This is a genomic window from Pseudomonas sp. REST10 (assembly GCF_029542605.1).
GTDB lineage: Bacteria > Pseudomonadota > Gammaproteobacteria > Pseudomonadales > Pseudomonadaceae > Aquipseudomonas > Aquipseudomonas khazarica.
The window spans coordinates 3,302,706-3,323,410 of the sequence record NZ_CP035677.1 but is presented as its reverse complement, the minus strand read 5'-3'; the positions used below and the strand labels follow the sequence as shown (position 1 = coordinate 3,323,410).

General features: G+C 66.2%; 20 protein-coding genes. 9 read left to right on the top strand and 11 right to left on the bottom strand.

Going from position 1 to position 20,705, the window contains the following annotated elements; all coding sequences use genetic code 11:
• Nucleotides 1-3 precede the first annotated feature (3 nt).
• The 3 genes from lapG to EWH21_RS15715 all read right to left on the bottom strand — a co-directional run bounded on the left by lapG (nt 4) and on the right by EWH21_RS15715 (nt 1,777).
• Complete coding sequence (gene lapG / locus EWH21_RS15725; RefSeq protein ID WP_047587481.1) at nt 4-684, bottom strand: cysteine protease LapG; 681 nt, start codon at nt 682-684, stop codon at nt 4-6.
• A gap of 72 nt (nt 685-756) precedes the next feature.
• Nucleotides 757-1,155: a YbaN family protein gene (locus EWH21_RS15720; protein WP_037054230.1), complete on the bottom strand. Its 399-nt coding sequence runs from the start codon at nt 1,153-1,155 to the stop codon at nt 757-759.
• A gap of 37 nt (nt 1,156-1,192) precedes the next feature.
• Nucleotides 1,193-1,777: a YecA family protein gene (locus EWH21_RS15715; protein ID WP_037054229.1), complete on the bottom strand. Its 585-nt coding sequence runs from the start codon at nt 1,775-1,777 to the stop codon at nt 1,193-1,195.
• Nucleotides 1,778-1,944: 167 nt separating this feature from the next.
• Here EWH21_RS15715 and recQ point away from each other — a divergent pair, with 167 nt between their 5' ends.
• The 4 genes from recQ to EWH21_RS15695 all read left to right on the top strand — a co-directional run bounded on the left by recQ (nt 1,945) and on the right by EWH21_RS15695 (nt 8,236).
• Nucleotides 1,945-4,077, top strand: a complete 2,133-nt coding sequence (gene recQ / locus EWH21_RS15710) for a DNA helicase RecQ (RefSeq protein WP_277698790.1) — start codon at nt 1,945-1,947, stop codon at nt 4,075-4,077.
• Nucleotides 4,078-4,151: 74 nt separating this feature from the next.
• Nucleotides 4,152-5,312 carry a GGDEF domain-containing protein gene (locus EWH21_RS15705; protein ID WP_134678201.1) on the top strand — a complete coding sequence of 387 codons (1,161 nt, stop codon included), beginning with the start codon at nt 4,152-4,154 and terminating at the stop codon, nt 5,310-5,312.
• Between the two features lie 121 nt (nt 5,313-5,433).
• Nucleotides 5,434-5,865 (top strand): MarR family transcriptional regulator, encoded by a 432-nt coding sequence (locus EWH21_RS15700; protein WP_037054223.1) that lies wholly within the window; start codon nt 5,434-5,436, stop codon nt 5,863-5,865.
• Between the two features lie 334 nt (nt 5,866-6,199).
• Nucleotides 6,200-8,236: a FimV/HubP family polar landmark protein gene (locus EWH21_RS15695; protein ID WP_277698789.1), complete on the top strand. Its 2,037-nt coding sequence runs from the start codon at nt 6,200-6,202 to the stop codon at nt 8,234-8,236.
• 60 nt (nt 8,237-8,296) lie between these two features.
• Here the strand turns inward: EWH21_RS15695 and EWH21_RS15690 are convergent, their stop codons facing one another.
• Nucleotides 8,297-10,483 (bottom strand): patatin-like phospholipase family protein, encoded by a 2,187-nt coding sequence (locus tag EWH21_RS15690; protein ID WP_277698788.1) that lies wholly within the window; start codon nt 10,481-10,483, stop codon nt 8,297-8,299.
• A 72-nt stretch (nt 10,484-10,555) separates the two neighbouring features.
• Here EWH21_RS15690 and EWH21_RS15685 point away from each other — a divergent pair, with 72 nt between their 5' ends.
• Nucleotides 10,556-10,840, top strand: a complete 285-nt coding sequence (locus EWH21_RS15685) for a SelT/SelW/SelH family protein (RefSeq protein WP_134678199.1) — start codon at nt 10,556-10,558, stop codon at nt 10,838-10,840.
• A gap of 114 nt (nt 10,841-10,954) precedes the next feature.
• On the top strand, nt 10,955-11,455 hold the full coding sequence (locus tag EWH21_RS15680) for a hypothetical protein (RefSeq protein ID WP_150609198.1): 501 nt from the start codon (nt 10,955-10,957) through the stop codon (nt 11,453-11,455).
• A 54-nt stretch (nt 11,456-11,509) separates the two neighbouring features.
• On the opposite strand, the gene EWH21_RS15675 is transcribed toward EWH21_RS15680, so the two are convergent.
• The 3 genes from EWH21_RS15675 to EWH21_RS15665 all read right to left on the bottom strand — a co-directional run bounded on the left by EWH21_RS15675 (nt 11,510) and on the right by EWH21_RS15665 (nt 13,544).
• Nucleotides 11,510-12,361, bottom strand: a complete 852-nt coding sequence (locus tag EWH21_RS15675) for a DMT family transporter (protein WP_277698787.1) — start codon at nt 12,359-12,361, stop codon at nt 11,510-11,512.
• Nucleotides 12,358-12,693, bottom strand: a complete 336-nt coding sequence (locus tag EWH21_RS15670; protein WP_277698786.1) for a tRNA-binding protein — start codon at nt 12,691-12,693, stop codon at nt 12,358-12,360. Before EWH21_RS15670 ends, EWH21_RS15675 begins: the two co-directional genes overlap by 4 nt.
• Before the next feature lie 86 nt (nt 12,694-12,779).
• A complete protein-coding gene (locus EWH21_RS15665; RefSeq protein WP_037054212.1) occupies nt 12,780-13,544 on the bottom strand; it encodes an AraC family transcriptional regulator in 765 nt (254 codons plus the stop codon).
• Nucleotides 13,545-13,678: 134 nt separating this feature from the next.
• Between EWH21_RS15665 and EWH21_RS15660 the strand changes: the two genes are divergently transcribed.
• Together EWH21_RS15660 and EWH21_RS15655 are read left to right on the top strand one after the other, a co-directional pair.
• The gene (locus EWH21_RS15660) at nt 13,679-14,497 is read left to right on the top strand and encodes a UDP-2,3-diacylglucosamine diphosphatase (protein ID WP_277698785.1); all 819 of its coding nucleotides are present in this window, start codon (nt 13,679-13,681) and stop codon (nt 14,495-14,497) included.
• Complete coding sequence (locus EWH21_RS15655; protein ID WP_277698784.1) at nt 14,494-15,534, top strand: glycosyltransferase family 1 protein; 1,041 nt, start codon at nt 14,494-14,496, stop codon at nt 15,532-15,534. Before EWH21_RS15660 ends, EWH21_RS15655 begins: the two co-directional genes overlap by 4 nt.
• 56 nt (nt 15,535-15,590) lie before the next feature.
• Here EWH21_RS15655 and EWH21_RS15650 read toward each other — a convergent pair whose 3' ends face one another.
• The 3 genes from EWH21_RS15650 to EWH21_RS15640 all read right to left on the bottom strand — a co-directional run bounded on the left by EWH21_RS15650 (nt 15,591) and on the right by EWH21_RS15640 (nt 18,083).
• Nucleotides 15,591-16,979, bottom strand: coding sequence for an adenylate/guanylate cyclase domain-containing protein (locus tag EWH21_RS15650; RefSeq protein ID WP_047584563.1), 1,389 nt, complete (start codon nt 16,977-16,979; stop codon nt 15,591-15,593).
• Between the two features lie 159 nt (nt 16,980-17,138).
• The gene (locus EWH21_RS15645) at nt 17,139-17,726 is read right to left on the bottom strand and encodes an HD domain-containing protein (RefSeq protein ID WP_277698783.1); all 588 of its coding nucleotides are present in this window, start codon (nt 17,724-17,726) and stop codon (nt 17,139-17,141) included.
• Between the two features lie 39 nt (nt 17,727-17,765).
• Nucleotides 17,766-18,083: an Mpo1-like protein gene (locus EWH21_RS15640; protein WP_037054201.1), complete on the bottom strand. Its 318-nt coding sequence runs from the start codon at nt 18,081-18,083 to the stop codon at nt 17,766-17,768.
• 133 nt (nt 18,084-18,216) lie between these two features.
• On the opposite strand from EWH21_RS15640, the gene EWH21_RS15635 reads away from it, so the two are divergent.
• Complete coding sequence (locus EWH21_RS15635) at nt 18,217-19,230, top strand: AraC family transcriptional regulator (protein ID WP_037054198.1); 1,014 nt, start codon at nt 18,217-18,219, stop codon at nt 19,228-19,230.
• An 18-nt stretch (nt 19,231-19,248) separates the two neighbouring features.
• Here the strand turns inward: EWH21_RS15635 and EWH21_RS15630 are convergent, their stop codons facing one another.
• Nucleotides 19,249-20,703 carry a TrkH family potassium uptake protein gene (locus EWH21_RS15630; protein WP_277698782.1) on the bottom strand — a complete coding sequence of 485 codons (1,455 nt, stop codon included), beginning with the start codon at nt 20,701-20,703 and terminating at the stop codon, nt 19,249-19,251.
• Nucleotides 20,704-20,705 lie beyond the last annotated feature (2 nt).

Sequence of the window (20,705 nt, the reverse complement as noted above, 5' to 3'; positions counted from 1 at the left end):
CTCCTAGCCTTCGCCCACGGCGAAGCCCTCGGCACGCATTTTTTTCAGGACGTCCTGCCAGCGCGAGAGCTTCTTCGAGTCGCTCTTGCGGGCGTTCGAACCCGGCAGGTAGAGCCCTTCGGCGTTGAAGGCGTACACCGGGAGCAGGTCCTTGCGCTGGGACGCGGGACGGATGTCGTTGATCAGGTTGTCGAGCACCAGCGGCTCGGCAGTCGGGCTGGCGTAATAGGTCAGCACCATGTGCGCCTGGTTGTAGTTCAGGGCCTTGACGTAGGTGATGCGCAGCTTCTCGCTGGGAATGCCGAGTCGGCGCAGGGTGAAGTACTTGGCCAGGGAGTAGTCCTCGCAGTCACCGGCACCCTTGACCAGCGCCTCGACCGGCGTGGCCCAGTAGTCGTTCTCGCGCCACAGCTTGATGTCGTCGACGAAGCGGAACTTGCGGTTGAAGAAGCGATTGACCTCGTTGAGCTTGTCGGCCTCGGTCAGCGCCGCGCTGCTCTTGATCAACGCCTCCCAGTCGAGGATGCGTTCGCGCGCCGGGCCGAGGCTACCGTAGCGACTCTCGGCATTCTTGAGAATCAGCGCGAAATCCCAGTCCGCCAGCGACAGGCCGGCCAGCAACCCGCCGCCGATCGAGAGGATCAGCAGCCGCCACCGCCATCCCTGAACGCGTAGCCGTCGCATGGGGTCGGGTCTCTGGGTCTGATCGAGGAAGTCTAGGCGATGGGCTGGCAATCTGCCGGCCGCCAGACGCCGTCAGCGGGTGCGCAGGGTTTTCTGCTTGAGGATGTACAGGCTGACCAGCACGGCGCTGGTCAGCATGAAGGCGCGCGCCCAGGGCAGCGGCACCAGGTAGCAGGAGAGGGCGATGCTCGCCCACATCAGCAGCAGGGCATAGACCTTACCCTTGAGCGGGATGCCCTGGCCTTCGAGGTAGTCGCGAATCCAGGGCCCGAGGTGCCGATGGGTGACCAGCCAGATGTAGAAGCGCCGTGAGCTGCGCACGAAGCAGGCCGCGGCCAGGAGCAGGAACGGGGTGGTGGGCAGCACCGGCAGGAAGATGCCGATGACGCCCAGAGCCACGCTCAGCCAGCCGATGCCCAGCAACAGGTAACGGACGCTGCGGTGGCGGCTGGGCTGGATATCACGTGGCATGGGCGGAAACAGCCGGGTTGACCCCGGCCGTGGCCAATCAGTGGCGGGGCTTGAGCAGCGCCGGCTTCTCTTCCGGTGCCTGGCACAGCAGGAACAGGGCGGTGAGCAGTTCCGGGATCTGGTCGATCATGCTGTCGACCAGGTCGCGGTCACGGGCGATCTCGGCGAACTCCTGCTGCTCGTCGAACAGACCGGAGCCGACCATGATCGGCAGCAGCAGCTCGCTGACTTCGTCTTCGGCGTCCTCGAACCACACGGCTTCGCGCAGGAACACACCTTCCATGAAACCGATGCACCAGCCGCGCAGGTCGGAGTCGTCCGGCTCGTCGCCCAGGTCCAGATCGCAAGGCAGCTCGGGTTCTTCCTCGCCAGCCAGCTGACGGGCGATATGCGCCTTGAGGTGAACCAGGGTGCTTTCGATCTCTTCGCGCTCGGCGTCGCTGCGGTAGTGCGGCGGCTCGGCGAACAGGGCGTCGATCCACTCGCGCTCGGGCACCTGGTCCGGGCAGATCGACAGGGCGGTGAGGTAGCCATGGGCGGCCACGTAGTCCAGCGCTTCTTCGTGCAGCTCGTCGGCATCGAGGAAGGCTTGCAGGCGGGACAGTTGCTCAGCGAAGGACATCGTGGGGCTACCTTGAAGGATTAAACGAGGCTGGATTCTAGTCTACACGGGGCCTTGCGGCCATAGCGGCAAGTCCGAGGGGGCAGAAAAAGAACGGCTTCGGACGGGGTGAGGAACCGTCACCGGCAAGAGTGCGGCATAATAGCCGGCTTCATTCGGAGGCCTTCATGCTCGACCACGCCCAGCGCATTCTCAAAGACGTTTTCGGCTACGACGCCTTTCGCGGCAATCAATCCGCGATCATCGAGCGCGTGGCCGGTGGTGGCGATGCCCTGGTGCTGATGCCCACGGGCGGCGGCAAGTCGCTGTGCTATCAGGTTCCCGCGCTGATGCGCGACGGCCTGGCCGTGGTGGTATCGCCGTTGATCGCGCTGATGGACGACCAGGTCGCGACGCTGGATGAGCTGGGTGTGGCGGCCGTGGCGCTGAACTCCACGCTGAGCCCCGATGAGCAGCGCGAAATCGCCGATCGCATCCGCCGTGGCCAGATCAAGATGCTCTACCTGGCTCCGGAGCGCCTGGTGCAGGCGCGGATGCTGAATTTCCTGCAGGGCCTCGACATCGCCCTGTTCGCCATCGACGAGGCGCACTGCGTGTCGCAGTGGGGGCATGATTTCCGCCCGGAGTACCTGCAGCTCGGCCAGCTCGCCGAACTGTTCCCGGCGGTGCCGCGCATCGCCCTGACCGCCACGGCGGACAAGCGTACCCGCGAGGAGATCGTCCAGCGCCTGCACCTGGAGCATGCCGAGCGCTTTCTCTCCAGCTTCGACCGGCCCAACATCTTCTATCGCATCCAGCCCAAGGATCAGCCACGCAAGCAGTTGCTGGGCTTTCTGGCGGCGCGCAAGGGCGATGCCGGCATCGTCTACTGCCTGTCGCGCAAGAAGGTCGAGGAGGTCGCCGATTTCCTCAGCAGCCAGGGCTTCCCGGCGCTGCCTTATCACGCGGGCTTGCCCAACGAGCTGCGGGCCTACCACCAGAAGCGCTTCCTCAATGAAGAAGGCCTGATCATGGTGGCCACCATCGCCTTCGGCATGGGCATCGACAAACCCAACGTGCGTTTCGTCTGCCACCTGGATCTGCCCAAGTCGCTGGAGGCCTATTACCAGGAAACCGGTCGTGCCGGGCGTGACGGCCTGCCTGCCGATGCCTGGATGGCCTACGGCCTGCAGGATGTGATCTTTCTCAAGCAGATGCTCAACAACTCCGAGGGCGACGAGCGCCACAAACGCATCGAGCAGCACAAGCTCGACGCCATGCTGGCCCTCTGCGAGGAGACCCGCTGCCGGCGCCAGGCGCTGCTGGCCTATTTCGACGAGGTGCTGGAACAGCCCTGCGGGCATTGCGACAACTGCATCGACGGCGTCGAAACCTGGGACGCCACCGAGCCGGCGCGGCAGGCGCTGTCGGCCATCTATCGCAGCGGCCAGCGCTACGGCGTCGGCCACCTGGTGGACATCCTGCTGGGGCGTGACAACGAGAAGATCCGCGCTTCCGGTCATCAGCACCTGGCGGTGTTCGGCGTGGGCAAGGGCTTCTCCGAGGTCGAGTGGCGCACCTTGTTCCGCCAGCTGGTCGCGCGTGGCCTGGCCGATGTCGACCTCGAGGGCTTCGGTGGCCTGCGCCTGGACGAGAGCTGCCGGCCGCTGCTGCGAGGCGAGGTTACCCTGCAACTGCGTCGCGAACCCAAGCCGGCGCAGGCGGTCAAGGCCTCCAGCAGTGCGGCCAGCCAGCTGGTGCAGGGGCATGAGCGGGAGATGTGGGAAGCCTTGCGCAGCCTGCGTCGCAAGCTGGCCGAGGAGCACAGCGTGCCGCCCTATGTGATCTTCCCCGATGCCACCCTGCTGGAGATGCTGCGCAGTCAGCCGGGTTCGCTGAGCGAGATGGCCGAGGTCAGCGGCGTGGGCGCGCGCAAGCTGGAGCGTTATGGTCAGGCCTTCCTCGAAGTGCTGGCTGGCAACGCCCAGGAGGAGGCACCGGCGCCGGTCGCGGACCTGCGTCACGAGCTGGTCAGCCTGGCACGCGCCGGCATGACCCCGGCGCAGATCGCCGGCCAGCTCAATTGCAGCGAGAAGAATGTCTACAGCCTGCTCGCCGAAGCCATCGCGCAGCAGCAACTGAGCCTGGAGCAGGCGCTGGACCTGCCGGAAGAGCTGCTGGGCGAGATCCAGGAGAGCTTCCTCGACGGTGAGGGCGAGTTGCCGGCGGTCAGTGAGATCGCGCCGCTGTTCGCCGGGCGGGTCGACGAGGCGGTGTTGTACTGCGTGCGCGCGGCCCTGCAGGCCGAGTTCGAACTCTAGCGGTTGGCTGTTTCTGGCGGCATCACGATGACGCGGCTAAGGTGTGGAGCAGGCCGCCTGACGACGAGGTAGCAGTGCCCAACTTTCACGCCTGGCTCGATGAAGTCCGCCCGAGCCCCTACGCAGACCAGCTGAGCCTGGGGTTTCGTGGTCTGCGCTTCGCGCGCGCGCTGGAGCGTGAATACCGCGCCCACCTGCTCGACGACAGCTTCGAACTCAAGCGTTTCGCGCTGAGTGTCGCCATGGTCATCTGGCTGGCACTGGCGGTGCTGGACCTGCTGGTGGTGCCCGCGTCGCACCTTGCCTGGGTGCTCGGCGTGAGGTTCGTGGTGCTGGTCATCCTGCTGGTCTGTGCCGCGCTGATCCTGCAGCGTCGCCACACCCATCTGCTGCTGCCGTTGAGCATGGCGTGCATCCTCACCCTGGGCGTGGGGGCCGCGCTGATCGTCGGCATCGTCCATCAGGTCGATCCCGGCTATCCCTACGAGGGGCTGCTGCTGGTGAGCATGGCCGCCTATTTCCTGGTGGGATTGCGCCTGAGCGAGGCGCTCGCCTGTTCGCTGGTCGTGCTGACGGCCTACGTGGTGGCGGAACTGCTCGCCGGCTTGCCGGCGGCGAGGCTGATCAACAATGTGCTGTTCCTCGCGTTCGGCAATCTCACCGGCGCCGTCGGTTGCTACCTGCTGGAATACAAATCGCGCGAGCACTTTCTGGTCAGTCGCCTGATGCGTCTGCTCGCCTATCACGACAGCCTCACCGGCCTGCACAACCGGCGCAGCTTCAACCGCCAGTTCGAGCGCCTGTGGCGCCAGGCGCAACGTGACGGCAAGCCGCTGGCTCTGCTGCTGTGCGACATCGACCACTTCAAGGCCTACAACGACTGTTACGGCCACCAGGCCGGCGATGCGGCCCTGCAGCGCGTGGGCATGCTCATCGAGCAGGCTGCACGGCGCCCGCTGGACATGGGCGTGCGCCTGGGTGGCGAGGAGTTCGCCTTGCTGCTGTTCGACATCGCTGCCGACGAGGCCCGGCAGCGTGCCGAGGCCCTGCGCCAGTCGCTGGAAGCGGCGGCCATCGCCCACCGCGGCTCCGACAGCGCCGAGGTGCTGACCATGTCCATCGGCGTCGCGTGCCTGACCCCGGGCGTCCAGGCCGAACTGGAGCAACTCTACGAGCAGGCGGACCGTGCGCTCTACGAGGCCAAGGCGTTCGGGCGCAATCAGGTCGCAGCCTGAGTAGGGGGCGTCGCCGTCGTATTCTGCAACGGACCGGCGAAATCCGCGCTTGCTCTGCGCCTCGGGTTATGGCTAGCTAGCTAATAATTAGTTTTTGACCTTTGTATGAGTTCGCTTGCCCATGTCTTACCCCGATCAACATCGCTTTGCCATGCAAGTCGCCCAACTGTCACGCGCGTGGCGCTCGGAACTGGACCGCCGCCTGGTCGGCCTGGGACTGTCCCAGGCCCGCTGGCTGGTGCTGCTGCACCTGGCCCGCTTCACTGAGATGCCCACCCAGCGCGAGCTCGCGCAGAGCGTGGGCGTGGAGGGGCCAACCCTGGCGCGCCTGCTCGACAGCCTGGAAAGCCAGGAACTGGTGACCCGCGTGGCGGTACCCGAGGACCGTCGCGCCAAGAAGATCGCGCTGCAACCCAAGGCGCAGCCGCTGATCGAGAAGATCGAAGCGATTTCCACCCAACTGCGCCATGAGGTCTTCGCCGGTATCGACGAAGACGACCTGCGGCGCTGCCAGCAGGTCCACGCGCGGGTGCTGGCCAACCTGGTGAAATGAGACCTGGTTGGCATTTTCATGCCCGCTCGGTCAAGCGCTTTTTGTGCCTTACTTTTGACTGAAGTTGGTTGATGGCACTGTGCTTTCGTCGGCAAACTGACGCCCAATCCGCTACTTTGTGAATTAGTAGCCATAATGCAATTCAGGACGGTCTGGACAGGGACTCTGTTGATCGTCCTTTGCGTTTTTCGAGGGCGCCAGCCTCCCGGCCAAGGGAAGCCCGGACAGGAAGTCGAGGAGGCGGCGTTCGAGCCTGGATAACCCTGGAGGTCACATGGCTCGGGTGCGTCAGTTGATGTTGGGTTTGGCGTCGGGTTCCGCTCTCTATTCGGGAATGGCACCGGCGCTTGGGTTGGGTGATATCACGCTGCATTCGGCGTTGAATCAGCCGTTGGAGGCCGAGATCGAGTTGCTCGAGGTCGGCGACCTGGGTGCGCAGGACGTACGCGTCGGCCTGGCGCCTGCCGAGGTATTCAGTCGTTCGGGTGTCGAGCGCCTGTACTTTCTCAACGACCTGCGCTTCACACCGCTGTTGCGCGGCTCGCGCAGCGTGATCCGGGTGGTGTCCAGTCGCCCGGTCCGTGAACCCTATCTGAACTTCATCGTCGAGGTGGCACGGCCCAGCGGCCAGTTGCTGCGTGAATACACCGTACTGCTCGATCCGCCGGGCTCCTCCGCCTATTCCTCGGTGGCAGCCTCCACTGCGGCGCCCGTTGCCCAGGCGCCTCGCCAGGCCGCACCGGCATCGTCGATACGTAGCGTGACGCCGCCGGCTGCCGTGGCGGGGCATCGTCATCAGGTGGTGCGCGGCGACAGCCTGTGGTCGATCGCGGCGCGTCTGCGCGAGGAGGGCAGCGGGCTGTCTCAGCAGGCGCTGATGGAAGGCATTCTTGCCCTCAATCCGGGGGCGTTCATCGGCGGCGACCCAGGCCTGCTGCAGGCCGGTGCCGACTTGCTGCTGCCCGATGCCGCGCGCGCCGCTGCGGCCAGCGCGCCGACCGCGCCCGTGGCGGAGCAAGCAGCGGAGCCCGTTGCCGAGAGCAGCCTCAGTGCCGAGGGGCCGGTGAGTGCGCCGCTGACCGCGCTGGAGCCGACGCCGGAGCAGACGGACAGCCTGCAACTGCTGGCCGAGAAACAGCGCCAGGTCGATCTGGAACTGGCCAGCCAGGCTGCCGAGAACCTGCAACTGCAGCAGGGCCTGGCCGAGTTGCAGCTGCAGGTTCAGCAACTGCAGGACCAGCTGGCGGCGAAAGACGCGCAACTGGCCGAGCTCGCCGCCGAGCGCACGCCGCAAGCGCCTGTCGTGCAACCCGCAGCCGAGGTGCCGGCCGAGCCGCAGGCACCGGCCACGGAAACAGGTGGCTGGTTCTCCACGCTGCTCGCCGGTGGCGCAGGTCTGTTGCTGCTGCTCGGTGCGCTGTTCTGGGCCACCCGGCGTCGCGAGAAGGCCTCGCCGGTGGTGCAGGTTGCCGCCAAGGCGCAGCCTGTGACTCGCCCCAGGGTCGTCGAGGCCGCGCCTGTCGCCGCCGTGGCGCCGGCCGCCAAGGTGACTCCGGCCCCGGTCGTGCAGCGCCCGCAGGCACCGACCGATCCGCTGGAGGCGGCCAACGTCTACATCGCCTATGGCCGCCTCAGCGAGGCGCGCGGCGAGTTGAACAAGGCGCTGCTGCAGGAGCCGCAACGCAGTGACCTGCGCTTCCGCCTGCTGGAAGTCCTGGCGCAGCAGGGCGATGGCCAGGCCTTCGCCCGCGAAGAAGCGGTTCTGCGCGCCGAGGGGTTCGACGAGGCGCGTCTCGACGCCCTGCAAGCCAGGCATCCCAACCTGCGGACGGCGCAGCCCGAGCCGAGCGAGCCTGTCGTTCAGGCAGCGGCGCCAGCACCGGACGAGCCGGTCATCGAGCCTGACTTTCAGCTCAACCTCGATGATCTGTCCCTGGATGCCGACTGGGACCTGGTCAGCCCGTTCTCGACCACCGTCCAGGCCAAGCCCAAGGCGGCCGCAGAGCCTGAGCTCGACGCGTCGTTCTCCAGCAACCTGCAGGAGCTGCCGGAGGTCTTCGAGCTGCCGCACGAGGATGAGCAACTGAGCGCGTTTGGCGAGATGGAGATGGTCCTGCTCGACGACGAGGAGCAGCTGGACGACAACTTCCTCGATGCGTTCGCCGGCGATGCCGATGCCACTGCCGCGCTGCAGGGGGATTTCGACCACCTGGCCGGCAACCCCGCGCACATGGCCAAGCTCAATCAGGCCCTGGCGTACATCAAGCAGGGCGATGTCGCCACCGCGTGTGACATCCTCAACGAGGTGATCGATCAGGGCGATGACGAGCAGAAGCGGGCCGCTCGCCAGTTGCTGGCGGAAATCGCCTGAGCCCGTTCACCGTGCTGGCCGACCAGGCCGCGCTCATGCGCGGCCTGGTCGTTGCTGGCCTCAGAAACTCTTGCCGAGGTTGAGGTACAGCGCTTTCTCGCGCTCGTCGTTGAAGCCGTAGCTGAAGTTCAGCGGTCCCAGGGGCGTGTCCAGGCCGAGGAAGACACTGGCGGCGTTGATGTAGCCGCTGTCGAAGGCATTGTCGTTGTTCCAGGCGCGGCCCCGTTCCAGCGAGAAGCCCAGGTAGAGCGGCAGGTCCAGTGGCAGCAGCGAACTCTGCGTCAGGCGACGGTAGTAGATCATGCGCGCCAGGGCCATGTTCTGCCCGCTCAGGGAGTCCTGACGAAAACCGGAGAGTTCCTGGGCACCACCGAGGATGAAGCCGGACGTCACCACCTCGGCTTCGTCCAGCGTGCGTCCGTAGCGACCACCTAGGAGCCAGGTGTTGGGGCCGTGGGTCAGCGCCTTGTTCAGCTCCAGCTGCCACTGCCTGTACTCGTCGTCCGAGCCCAGGCCCTTGTCGTACTGGCGCAACAGCAGGCCGATGTCTTCGCCCTTGATCGGGAAGTCGAGGTTGTCCAGGGTGTCGAAGGAGTACTTCAGTTCGTAGTAGCCCTCGCTGAAGCTGAAGCTGGGCAGGTCACGCTCGCCCACGCGCACGTCGGCCTCGCCCCAGGCCTGGCCGATGCCGAAGCGGATCTCGCCGTTGTTGGCGATCTGTCGGCCGAGATTGAGGCCGTAGCCATAGCGCTCCAGGCGGTATTCGGCGATGGGGTCGTTATCCAGTATCGCTTCGACGTTCTGCGCCTCGCCGAACAGGTAGGGGGCGACGAAGTAGCGTGAGCCGGCGTCGAGCGGCTGGTAGAACTCGCTGTACAGCTCCTGGCGGTCACCCAGCTGCAGGCGGGTGAGCCATTCGGCGCCGAGGGTGTTGATGCCGTTGACGCGGTAGCTGGCACCGATGTTGAAGGCGCTGTCGCCGCGCATGTCATCGGACAGGCTCAGCCCCAGGCGCAGGTAGTCGGTGCCGGTGCGCCTGCCACGGGCATCGATCACCAGGGCGCTGCCGCGCTGGTCCAGCGCCTCCACGCGGTACTGCACACGCTCGAAGTAGTCCAGGCCGTACAGCGTCCCCATGTCCTTCTGCAGACGCTCCACGTCGAGGGGTTCGCCCAGGGGCTGGCGGATGTGGCTACGGATGACCTCGTCGCCGACCTTGGAATCGTTCTCCACGTGGATTTCACGGATCACCGGGTTGCGCTGCTCGCGCGAGCGCGCCATGGCCAGTGCCGGGCTGCCGGCGTTGCTGGTGCGCAGGCGGGCGAGGCTTTCGGCCTTGATCTGCGTGGCGCGATAGCCGGCGAGGATCATCTGCTCGCCGCGATTGAAATCGGCGACCCCGAAGCCGGCCAGCGCCGGCTGGATCAGCACGTCGTCATCGACCAGGGTGGCCAGCTGTTCTTCGGAGTTCCTGCGCATCATCAGGTTGATCGACTGGTTCATCACATCGACCACGGTATGCAGTTCGTCGGCCGGCTTCAGCGGCATGCCGAGGTCGACCACGATGACATGGTCCACCCCCATCTGCCGTGCCACGTCGATCGGCACGTTGTTGAGCATGCCGCCATCGACCAGCAGGCGGCCGTCGACTTCCGTCGGCGCGAACACGGCAGGAATCGACATACTGGCGCGCATGACCTGCGGCAGGTGGCCGCTGCGCATGACCACCTGCTCGCCGCTGACCACGTCGGTGGCCACGGCCCGGTAGGGAATCGGCAGTTTGTCGAAGTCGCGGGTGGCGCTGCGGTGCACCAGCAGGCTTTCCAGCAGCAGCGCCAGGTTCTGCCCCTGGATCACGCCCAGCGGCAGGCCGAGGCTGCCGTCGTCGCGGAAGCTGAGCTTCTGCTTGATCAGGAAGTCGCGGTCATCCTGCTTGCGGCGAAAGGGGATGTCCTCGCGTGGCGGCGAATCGGACAGCGCCTGCTGCCAATCCAGCTCCAGGGCCAGGCGTTCCAGCTCTTCCACCGAATAGCCGGCGGCGTACAGCCCGCCGACGACGGCGCCCATGCTGGTGCCGGCGATGGCGTCGATGCGAATGCCTTGCTCCTCGAGCGCCTTGAGCACGCCGATGTGCGCCAGGCCTCGAGCCGCGCCACCGGAGAGCACCAGGCCGACGCGCTCGGCAGCGTGGCTGGGCAGGCCGTGAAGGGCGAGGAGACAGAACAGCGAGCAGAGCAGGCGGCGCATGACAGATACCGGGCGAGACGTATTCGAGGGCCGCTATTATAGGCACCGTCCGTCCAGTCCCAGAGCCTCTCCATGTCCGATAACAAGCCAGAAGTCATCATCACCTACTGCACCCAGTGCCAATGGCTGCTGCGCGCCGCCTGGCTGGCCCAGGAGCTGCTCAGCACCTTCTCCGACGAGCTGGGACGAGTCAGCCTGGAGCCGGGCACGGGAGGGGTGTTCCGCATCCTGTGCGATGGCCAGCAGGTCTGGGAGCGCAAGGCCGACGGCGGTTTTCCCGAAGCCAAGGAGCTCAAGCGGCGGGTGCGCGACCTGATCGACCCGGCGCGTGACCTGGGCCACAACGACCGTCCCTGAGGACCGTGTATCAGGAGTTTTACCCCCTCTTTACACAGGGCTTACCCCGCTGCCATAGCGGCGCGCGAATAATTTGCCTCGGGCCGATCAGGCCGTCACGTGAAGAGGTGAAACATGTCGCTGCAACGTTCAATGATCCTGGCCTTGATGACTCTGGCGCTGTCTACCCAGGCCCTGGCCGGTCCGCCCGGGCCTGGAGGTCCGGGTGGCCCTGGCGGGCCGGGCTGGGGCAATGCGGGTCCCGGTCCGGCTGGTGGACATCGCCACGGCCTGCCGGACGGCGCCCGTGAATTGTGGATCGGCAGCGCGCTGTATTTCGTCGCCGCTGGCACCTATTACCTGTGGAACGCCAATGCCCAGCGCTACGTCGTGGTCACGCCGCCACCTGCGGTGCAGGGCAACAGCGTCGCCAGCTATGAAGTGATCGCCTACCCGGCCAACGGCCAGAGCACCGAGCTGCAGGGGCGTGATCGCTACGAGTGCCACAGCTGGGCGGTGGGGCAGAGCGGTTTCGACCCCGCCACGGCGACCCGCCCGGTGGGGGCCGACTCCACCGAGCGTTACCGTCGCGCCCTGGGCGCCTGCCTGACGGGGCGTGGCTACAGCGTCAACTGAGCGGCTGACGTCCTTGGCGGGGTCGCTGCGCGCTGCAGCCTGATGCCGGCAGGCTCAGCGCGCCATCCGTGCCGAGACGAAGATGGCGCTGATGATCAGCAAGCCACCCGCGAGCATGCGCAGGGTGGGCTGTTCGCTGAACAGCCACCAGGCGAAGAGAATCCCGTAGACCGGCTCCAGGGCGAAGATCACCGCCGTGGTACGTGCCTTGAGCACACGCAGGCTGGCGACGAACAGGCTGTGCGCCAGGCCCGTGCAGAAGATCCCCAGCATCGCCAGCCAGAGCCAGTCCAGCGGGCGCAGGCTGGGCACCAGCGGGGCCGCGAGGGGCATGAACACGACGAGCACGGTGACGTTCTGGTACAGGGCCGCCTGTATCGGGTCGAGGCCATGTGTGCTGGCCCGATTGAGCAGCGACAGCAGGGCGAACAGCAGGCCCGACAACACGGCCCAGAGCAAGCCCACGGTGGCATCGCTGCCCAGGCTGAACTCGGGTGTCACCAGGATCAGCCCCAGGCACACCAGGGCGACCATGAGGAATTCGACGGGGCGTGTGCGCTCGCGGAACAGGGTGCCTTCGAGCAGTACGGTGAACGCCGGGAAGCTGGCGAAGCCCAGGGTGGCGATGGCCACGCCGGAGATTTTCACCGCCTCGAAGAAGGCCAGCCAGTGGCTGCCGAGCAGCAGGCCGCCGAGCACCAGCCGGGCCAGTTGGGGCCAGCTGGGGCGGGACGAGCCGGTGCGGCGCCAGAGCAGGGTCGCGAGGCCGAGGGCAAGCACGGCGAAGAAGGCGCGACCGCCGGCAATCATGTCCGGTGTGGTCGCCGCCAGTTTGCCGAAGATGCCCGACAGGCCGAACAGCAGGGCGCCCAGGTGAATCGCCAGCAGGGCGTTACGTTCCTTCATGCCAGACGCGCACCGTTGTCGAGCGGCTTGTCGAAGCCGGCGAGTACCACGCGGTTTTCGCTGTCGTAGACGCCCGTGACCAGCACTTCGGAGCGCACGCCGGCGATACGCTTGACGGGGAAGTTGCAGACGCACAGCACCTGGCGGCCGATCAGGCCGTCGCAGTCATAGTGTGCGGTGATCTGCGCGCTGGAGGTCCTGATGCCCAGCTCGCCAAGATCCACTTCCAGCACGTAGGCGGGTTTCAGCGCTTTTTCGTTGGGACGGGCGCTGCGAATGGTGCCGACGCGCAGCTCCACTTTTTCGAAATCCTGCCATTCGATGGTTTGCATGGGCTACTCCTCGGTGATGTCGCGCAGTCTAGAGGGGCTGGCGATGGCTGTCTGTCGCGGGAGTGACGGCTTTTGTCGCGAGGCTCTCAGCCGTGGCGCAGGGCCTGGCGATCGCGCCGCAGTTGCCGTGGGGTCATGCCCAGGTGGCGGGACAGCGCGGCGGTGAATGCACTTTGCGAGGTGTAGCCGACGCGGGCGGCGATCTCGCCGACGGGCAGTTCGCTGTCGCGCAGCAGCTGTTCGGCCCGTTGCAGGCGCAACTGGCGAATGTGTTCCATGGGCGTGCGCCCGGTATCGGCGAGAAAGCGGGCATGGAAGCGGGCGACCGACAGGCCGGCCAGCCGGGCCAGGTCGGCAACCTGCAACGGATGGGCGACATGCTGCTCGATGTAGTGGTCGAGCGCCGACAGCGGCAAGCGTGCCGCTTCGCCGGCGGGCTGCTGGCACGCCAGGCTGCCGAGCAGCAGGGCGGCGCCCTGGCCGGCGATCACCGCATCGTTGATCGGGCCGTTGGCCAGCCAGTTGAGCAACTGGCCCTGGGTCGGGTCGAGCTGCAGGGCGCCGGGGCGTTCGAGCAGGCGCTGGATGTTGTCCGCGTGATGGCCGAGCTGCCGTGCGAGCCAGTCGTTGGCTGGCAGGTCCAGCACCAGGCACTGGCTGCCACGCGGGCTGCCGCAGGTGTGGCGGGCCTCGGCCGGTACCACCGCCAGGTGATGACGCAGCACGCGGCTGCCCAGGCCCTCCACCTCGAACTGCAGCTCACCCGTCAGGCCGAACACCAACTGGGCGTGGTCATGGCTGTGGCAGAGCACTTCATGGCTGTAGTGGCGCAGGGACAGGGCAGGGAGCATGGCGGTTCCTCGGTGAGCGCAGGAGTGTAACGCCTTGGGGCGACGGCGTGCTGCGTCATCGAACGGTCTTTTGCCCGTCACAATCCTTTCACCGCCACGCCTCAAGCTCGTCTAAACCCAGCCGGAGGCAGCCCATGACCAGCGCCCAGCTCGCCAAGCCCACCCGCAAGCAACGTGTCCGCACCCTGTGGATCTCCGACGTGCATCTCGGCACTCGCGACTGTCAGGCCGAGCACCTGGCGGCCTTCCTCAAGCGCTATCACGCCGACCGCATCTACCTGGTGGGCGACATCATCGACGGCTGGAAGCTGCGCGGCGGTATCTACTGGCCGCAGGCGCACACCAACGTCATTCGCCGCCTGCTGACCATGAGCAAGCGGGGCACCGAGGTGATCTACGTCACCGGTAACCACGACGAGTTCCTGCGCCGTTATTCGAGCCTGCTGCTGGGCAACATCCAGCTGGTGGACGAGGTCGTGCACGTCACCGCCGATGGCCGCCAGCTGCTGGTCATCCATGGCGATCAGTTCGACGTGATCACCCGCTACCACCGCTGGCTGGCGTTTCTCGGCGACTCGGCCTACGAATTCACCCTGACCCTCAACCGCTGGCTGAACCACTGGCGCAGCCGCTGGGGCTACGGTTACTGGTCGCTGTCGGCGTACCTCAAGCACAAGGTCAAGACGGCGGTGAACTTCATCAGCGACTTCGAGGAAGCCATCGCACACGAGTGCGTCAAGCGTGGCCTGCAGGGCGTCGTCTGCGGTCATATCCACCACGCCGAGATCCGCCAGGTGAGTGGTGTCGAGTACATGAACTGCGGTGACTGGGTGGAGTCCTGCACGGCACTGATCGAGCACTGGGACGGGCAGATCGAACTCTACCGTCTGGCCGAGGCGCAGGCGCGCGAAGCCAGCGACGCGCAGGCCGTGGCGCTCGAGACCAGTGCATGAGAATACTGATCGTCTCCGATGCCTGGGCGCCTCAGGTCAATGGTGTGGTCACCAGCCTGGCGGCGCTGATCAGCGAGCTGCGCGGCCTCGGTCATCAGGTCAAGCTGCTGTCGCCCGCCGACTTCCGCTCCGTGCCGTGCCCGACCTACCCGGAGATTCCGCTGGTGTGGAATCTCTGGCGGGTCGGCGCGCTGATCCGCGACTTTCGCCCCGACTGCGTGCACCTGGCGACCGAAGGGCCGCTGGGCTGGGCGGCACGGCGCTGGCTGGTCAAGCGTGGTCTGGCCTTCTCCACGGCGATCCACACGCGCTTCCCCGAATATGTCAGCACCCGCTGGCCCTGGATCGCGCCGCGCTGGGGCTATGCCCTGCTGCGCGCCTTCCATCGCCCGAGCCAGGCGGTGCTGGTGACCACCGAACGCCTGCGCGAAGAGTTCGCCGGGTGGGACCTGCAGCGCCTGCAACTGTGGCGCAAGGGCGTGGATACCGGCCTGTTCAGCCCGAACGGGATGCGCCAGGCGAAGGCGCAGCCGGTGTTTCTCTACGTGGGGCGTATCGCGCCGGAAAAGAACCTGCAGGCGTTTCTCGACCTGGCTCTGCCCGGCGAGAAGCGTGTGGTAGGCGATGGCCCGCAGCGTGAAGCGCTGCAGCTGCGCTACCCGCAGGTGAGCTTTCTCGGCTATCGCCGTGGCCAGGCGCTGGCCGAGGCTTATCAGGACGCCTCGGTGCTGGTCTTCCCTTCGCGCACCGATACCTATGGCCTGGTGATGCTGGAGGCGCTGGCCTGTGGCACACCGGTTGCCGCGTTCCCCGTCGCGGGGCCGCTGGACGTGTTGCAGCAGGGACTCAGTGGCGTGATGGACGAGGACCTGGGCGCGGCCTGCCTGGCGGCCCTGGAACTGGATCGCGGGCGTTGCGCCGAGCTGGCGGCGGCACAGTCCTGGCGCGCCTCGGCGCTGGAATTCCTGGCGCTGCAGCCGCTGATCGACGGTGAGCCGGTGGTGCTGGACGAGGCCCTGGCGGATACCGCGCTCTAGGCGCTGTCCTAGCTACGCCGGGGGGGCGGGCAGCGCAGCTGCCCGGAGGGTTCAGCTCAGAGAATGACCTTGTCGCGCAGTTTCTCGGCCGCCTGGTTGAGCGCCTGGATCACGCGTTCCTTGTCGAAGTTCTGGATGCCGTTGGTGTCGAGGTACATGGAGAAGCCCGGCAGCTCGTGCTCGACGTAGCTGGAGGTGGCGCCCAGGTCGCGACGGAAATCCACCACCTGGTAGATCTGTACCGGACGGGTGAAGCCCTTGACCGTGATCTGGCCCTTGTCGCGGCACATGATCACATCCTTGACCAGCGAGTAGGTCTCGTGGGAGATGAGGATCTCGCCGGATTCCGCCGCGCTTTCCAGGCGGCTGGCGAGGTTCACGTCGCGGCCGATGATGGTGTAGTCCATGCGCGTGTCGGCGCCGAAGTTGCCCACCGTGCAGTAGCCGGTGTTGAGGCCCATGCGGATTTCCAGCGGCTTGGTGATGCCCTGGGCACGCCACTGCTGGCGTAGCACCTTCATGTGCTTGCGCATGGCGATGGCCATGGAAACCGCCGCTACCGCATCCTTCTTGGCGCCGTTGCTGCTGGGGTCGCCGAAGAACACCATGACGCAGTCGCCGATGAACTTGTCGATGGTGCCGCCGTACTTCAGGCAGATCTTCGACATCTCGTTGAGGTAGGTGTTGAGCAGGTCGGTCAGCGCTTCGGCTTCCAGCTCTTCGGAGAGCTCGGTGAAACCCTTGATGTCGGAGAAGAACACGGTGAGTTTCTTGCGCTGGGTCTCCAGGCGCACGGTCTTCTTGCCGGTGAAGATCGACTCCCACACCTGCGGGGACAGGTACTTGGCCAGGTTGCGGGCCAGGCGTGCGGCCTTTTCCTGCTCGCGCTTGATCTCGCTGCGCACCTGCGCCAGGCGCAATCCCTGCTGGTTGACGAAGTAGGCGGTGATGCAGATGTAGAAGGTGGCGAAGAGAATGCTGACCAGGGCCACGGGAGTCGGCGTGCTGGTATTGGGGTGGATCTCCACCAGCGCCGCACACAGCGCCATGCCGCTGCCGGCGACCAGCAGCGCCAGCCCCAGATAGCGCAGGCCGCCGATGACCAGGGCGCTGAAGCACAGGGTCAGCATGAACATCAGGCTGGGTACCGTGGAGAACCCCAGCAGCACGCAGGCCGCGCCGGCGTGGATAGCATCGAGGAACAGCAGGGTGAGGTCGGTCTGTTGCGGATAGTCGCGCTTGAAGCGGCGGCTGAGGTTGTGCGCCAGGTGCGGGTAGAGCAGCGCGTAGGGCACCATCCAGAGGACGTCGTAGGTGAAATGCCCGACGTAGGTTCCGGCGGCGATGGCCGCGGCCGTGGCGATATAGGCCAGCACGCGCGAATAGTATTCGCGCAACGGCGGCGTCGGCAGCCCGTTGGCACGGCTGAGGGTGACTGACTTCATCTGCTGGAACTGTCCCTGCTGGAATTCTGGCGTCTCTGCTGGACGCCTGGCTGGTCTGCAAGACCTGAGCCAGAGGCTCTACAGGGCAGGGATCATAACCAAGGGTACGGCGGCCAGCCAAGCATGACCGCCGAACGGTGGCGTAACAGTGGCCGGCGGTCAGGCGTTCGCGTCGTCCATGGCCGCCAGGTAGATGGAGTTCTTCGGCCTGGCGAAGACCCGTTGCAGCATGGCTTCGAAGTAGCTCAGGGGCAGGCTTTCGTAGTCCGGATCGAAGGCGGCGGCATCGTAGCGGGCGCAGAACTCGATGGTCGCCTGGTACTGCGGGTGGTCCTTGAACTGCTCGCGCAGGTGACGATCCATGCCCAGGTGATGGAAGAAGTAGTAGCCCTGGAAGATCCCGTGCTTCTCCACCATCCAGTGGTTCTCGGCGCTGACGAAGGGTTTGAGGATCGCCGCCGCGATATCCGGGTGGTTGTAGCTGCCGAGGGTATCGCCAATGTCGTGGAGCAGGGCGCAGACCACGTATTCCTCGTCACGCCCGTCGCGGTGCGCGCGGGTGGCGGTCTGCAGCGAGTGGGTCAGGCGGTCGACGGGGAAGCCGCCGAAGTCGCCATCGAGCAGGCGCAGGTGGTCGAGAATGCGCGCAGGCAGCTGGGCGGCATAGGCGGCGAAATCCTGGGCGATGATGGCCCAGTCCTCGGCCTGGCCGTCTTCCATGTGGGTGAAGCGGGCTCGGCTATTCATGGTCGTTCTCGTTCTTGTTGTTCTGGATTGGCGCCGGGGTCAGAAGCGAATCCGCCCGGTGAAGGCGTCCTTCAGCATCACCCAGTCGCCCATCAGGCTGTAGAGCGGGTACTGGAAGGTGGCGGGGCGGTTCTTCTCGAAGACGAAGTGGCCGACCCAGGCGAAGCCATAGCCGGCCAGCGGCATGGCCAGCAGCCACAGCCATTGCTGGGTGGCCAGGGCGTAGGCGAGGATCGTCAGCACCAGCAGGCTGCCGACATAGTGCAGGCGACGGCACACCGGGTTGCTGTGTTCCTGCAGGTAGTAGGGGTAGAACGCGGCGAAGCTCTGGAAGCGTTCGGTGGTCTGGGCGGTCATGGCGCACCTCCTGTTATTGTCACTGTCAGTCTAGAGCGGCTGTCTCCATGGGCCACTGACTTAAGGTGCCAGTCTAGTATCCTTGGGCCGCCAACTCTGACCTTGCTGGCCTGATCTACATAAGAACAAGACGATGAGTGAAAGAACCACATCTTCCAACTGGGCCTTGGCCATCGTGCAGGCACTGGAGCTGGGCGGTGTCGACTGTGCCGGGCTGTTCGCCGAACTGGGCATGGACTACGCCGCGCTGAACGACCCGGATGCGCGCTTTCCGCAAGATGGCATGACCCGCCTGTGGCAGCGCGCCGTGGCCCTGTCCGGCAACCCGGCGATCGGTCTGAACATGGCGCAGGTGGTGCGTCCTGCGTCCTTCCATGTGGTGGGTTACGCGCTGATGTCCAGCCGCAACCTGCGCGACGGCTTCACCCGCCTGGTGCGCTACCAGCGCATCATCGGCGAAGGGGCCGACCTGAATTTCCTGGCGCAGCCCGACGGTTACGCACTGACCCTGGCCATCCATGGCGACCGCCTGCCGCCGGCGCGGCAGAGCGCCGAGGCCTCGCTGGCCTACTGCCTGGCATTCTGTCGCTGGATGACCGGCAAGCTCATTCGCCCGCGTGAAATACGCCTGCAAGGCCCGGCGCCTGCCGATCTGGCCCCCTATCAGCAGGTGTTCCAGGCACCGCTGCGCTTCAATGCCGAGCACTACGGGCTGATCTTCGAACGCGCCGACCTGGAGGCCCCGCTGCCCAGCGCCAACGAAGCCCTGGCGCAGTTGCACGATCGCTTTGCCGGGGAGTACCTGGCGCGCTTCTGCAGCAGCCGGGTGACCCATCAGGCGCGCCAGGTGCTGTGCCGCCTGTTGCCGCAAGGGGAGCCGCGACGCGAGGTGGTGGCGCAGGCGCTGCACCTGTCGCAGCGCACCTTGCAGCGACGGCTGCAGGAGGAGGGCACCAGCTACCAGCAGTTGCTCGACGACACCCGCCGCGAGCTGGCCGAGCAGTACCTGGGGCAGGTCGATCTGACGCTGCTGGAGGTTGCCTATCTGCTCGGCTTTGCCGACCCCAGCAACTTCTTCAGGGCGTTTCGCCGCTGGTTCGGCGAGACGCCGGGGGAATACCGCAGCCGGCGTGTGCCCGGCCAGTGAAAGGGGCGGGCTGCCGTCTCAGTGGCGCCAGAAGGCAGGGAACAGCAGCACCAGCACGGTGAGGATCTCCAGGCGCCCGAGGAGCATGCCCAGGGTCAGCAGCCACTTGGCCAGGTCGGGGATGCCGGCGTAGTTGCCTGCCGGGCCGACCATCTCGCCCATCCCCGGGCCCACCCCGGAGACCATGGCGGCGGCGCCGGTGAGCGAGGTGATCCAGTCCACCCCGCACATGGCCACGGCCAGCGCCAGCGTCGCGATGGTGATGGTGTAGAAGAAGGCGAAGGCGAGGATCGAGCGAACGATGTCCTCGTCCAGGCGGTGGCGGTTGTACTGCTGCTTGATCACCGCGCGCGGGTGGATCAGCTGCTTGAGGTTGGCCTTGAGCAGGATGTAGGCCACCTGGAAACGGAACACCTTGAGACCGCCGGCGGTCGAGCCGGAGCAGCCGCCGACGAAGCCCAGGTAGAAAAAGATCATGCTGGCGAAGGGGCCCCACAGGTGATAGTCGCCGACGGCGAAGCCGGTGGTGGTCATGATCGAGGTGATGTTCACCGCCACCAGGCGCAGCGCATCGAGCCAGTAGAGGTCGGTGGTCATCCATTTCCAGGAGGCCAGCACCAGCCAGCTGCCCAGCAGCAGGAGCAGGAAGCCGTGCACCTGGGCATCCCGCAGCAGGGGCCGGTAATTGCCGCGCATCGCCGTGACGTAGAGGACGAAGGGCAGGCTGCCGAGAATCATCACCAGCACCGCGACCCAGTGGATGGCGGGCTGCTGCCATTTGCCCAGCGACGAGTCGGAGGTGGAGAAACCGCCGGTGGCGATGGCCGACATGGCGTGGTTGATCGAATCGAACAGGCCCATCCCGGCCAGCCAGAAGGCCAGTACGGCGATGGCGCTGAGGCCGACGTAGGCCAGCACCATGTACTTGGCGACCATGTGCGAGCGCGGCATGACCTTCTCCGAGCGGTCCGAGGACTCGGTCTGGAACAGGCGCATGCCACCGATGCGCAGCATCGGCAGGATCGCCACGGCCATGGCGATGAAGCCGATGCCGCCGAGCCAGTGCAGCAGCGAGCGCCAGATCAGCGTGCCCGGCGACATGTCGTCCAGGCCGCTGAAGACCGTCGCGCCGGTGGCGGTGATGCCGGACATGCTCTCGAAGTAGGCGTCGGTGATGCTCGCGCGCTCGGCGAAGATGAACGGCAAGGCGGCGAAGATCGACACCATCACCCAGCTCGAGACCGTCAGCATGTACATGTCGCGCGGACGCAGCTGGGTCTGCTGCGGTCGGCCCTGGGCGATCATGACGATGCCGGTCAGGGCGGTGATCAGGCTGGACCAGAGGAAGGCATTGATGCCCTGTGGCTGTTCGAAGATCAGCAGGGTGATCACCGGCACCAGCATGCTCAGCGCCAGGGTGATGAGGAAAATGCCGTTGATGAAGGCGAGAATGCGCAGGCTGGACAGAGGCATCG

What these genes read in the sequence shown, in the direction of transcription:
- lapG (WP_047587481.1), bottom strand. Translation starts at nt 684, where the DNA reads ATGCGACGGCTACGCGTTCAGGGATGGCGGTGGCGGCTGCTGATCCTC.
- EWH21_RS15720 (WP_037054230.1), bottom strand. Translation starts at nt 1,155, where the DNA reads ATGCCACGTGATATCCAGCCCAGCCGCCACCGCAGCGTCCGTTACCTG.
- EWH21_RS15715 (WP_037054229.1), bottom strand. Translation starts at nt 1,777, where the DNA reads ATGTCCTTCGCTGAGCAACTGTCCCGCCTGCAAGCCTTCCTCGATGCC.
- recQ (WP_277698790.1), top strand. Translation starts at nt 1,945, where the DNA reads ATGCTCGACCACGCCCAGCGCATTCTCAAAGACGTTTTCGGCTACGAC.
- EWH21_RS15700 (WP_037054223.1), top strand. Translation starts at nt 5,434, where the DNA reads ATGTCTTACCCCGATCAACATCGCTTTGCCATGCAAGTCGCCCAACTG.
- EWH21_RS15695 (WP_277698789.1), top strand. Translation starts at nt 6,200, where the DNA reads ATGGCACCGGCGCTTGGGTTGGGTGATATCACGCTGCATTCGGCGTTG.
- EWH21_RS15690 (WP_277698788.1), bottom strand. Translation starts at nt 10,483, where the DNA reads ATGCGCCGCCTGCTCTGCTCGCTGTTCTGTCTCCTCGCCCTTCACGGC.
- EWH21_RS15685 (WP_134678199.1), top strand. Translation starts at nt 10,556, where the DNA reads ATGTCCGATAACAAGCCAGAAGTCATCATCACCTACTGCACCCAGTGC.
- EWH21_RS15680 (WP_150609198.1), top strand. Translation starts at nt 10,955, where the DNA reads ATGTCGCTGCAACGTTCAATGATCCTGGCCTTGATGACTCTGGCGCTG.
- EWH21_RS15675 (WP_277698787.1), bottom strand. Translation starts at nt 12,361, where the DNA reads ATGAAGGAACGTAACGCCCTGCTGGCGATTCACCTGGGCGCCCTGCTG.
- EWH21_RS15670 (WP_277698786.1), bottom strand. Translation starts at nt 12,693, where the DNA reads ATGCAAACCATCGAATGGCAGGATTTCGAAAAAGTGGAGCTGCGCGTC.
- EWH21_RS15665 (WP_037054212.1), bottom strand. Translation starts at nt 13,544, where the DNA reads ATGCTCCCTGCCCTGTCCCTGCGCCACTACAGCCATGAAGTGCTCTGC.
- EWH21_RS15660 (WP_277698785.1), top strand. Translation starts at nt 13,679, where the DNA reads ATGACCAGCGCCCAGCTCGCCAAGCCCACCCGCAAGCAACGTGTCCGC.
- EWH21_RS15655 (WP_277698784.1), top strand. Translation starts at nt 14,494, where the DNA reads ATGAGAATACTGATCGTCTCCGATGCCTGGGCGCCTCAGGTCAATGGT.
- EWH21_RS15650 (WP_047584563.1), bottom strand. Translation starts at nt 16,979, where the DNA reads ATGAAGTCAGTCACCCTCAGCCGTGCCAACGGGCTGCCGACGCCGCCG.
- EWH21_RS15645 (WP_277698783.1), bottom strand. Translation starts at nt 17,726, where the DNA reads ATGAATAGCCGAGCCCGCTTCACCCACATGGAAGACGGCCAGGCCGAG.
- EWH21_RS15640 (WP_037054201.1), bottom strand. Translation starts at nt 18,083, where the DNA reads ATGACCGCCCAGACCACCGAACGCTTCCAGAGCTTCGCCGCGTTCTAC.
- EWH21_RS15635 (WP_037054198.1), top strand. Translation starts at nt 18,217, where the DNA reads ATGAGTGAAAGAACCACATCTTCCAACTGGGCCTTGGCCATCGTGCAG.
- EWH21_RS15630 (WP_277698782.1), bottom strand. Translation starts at nt 20,703, where the DNA reads ATGCCTCTGTCCAGCCTGCGCATTCTCGCCTTCATCAACGGCATTTTC.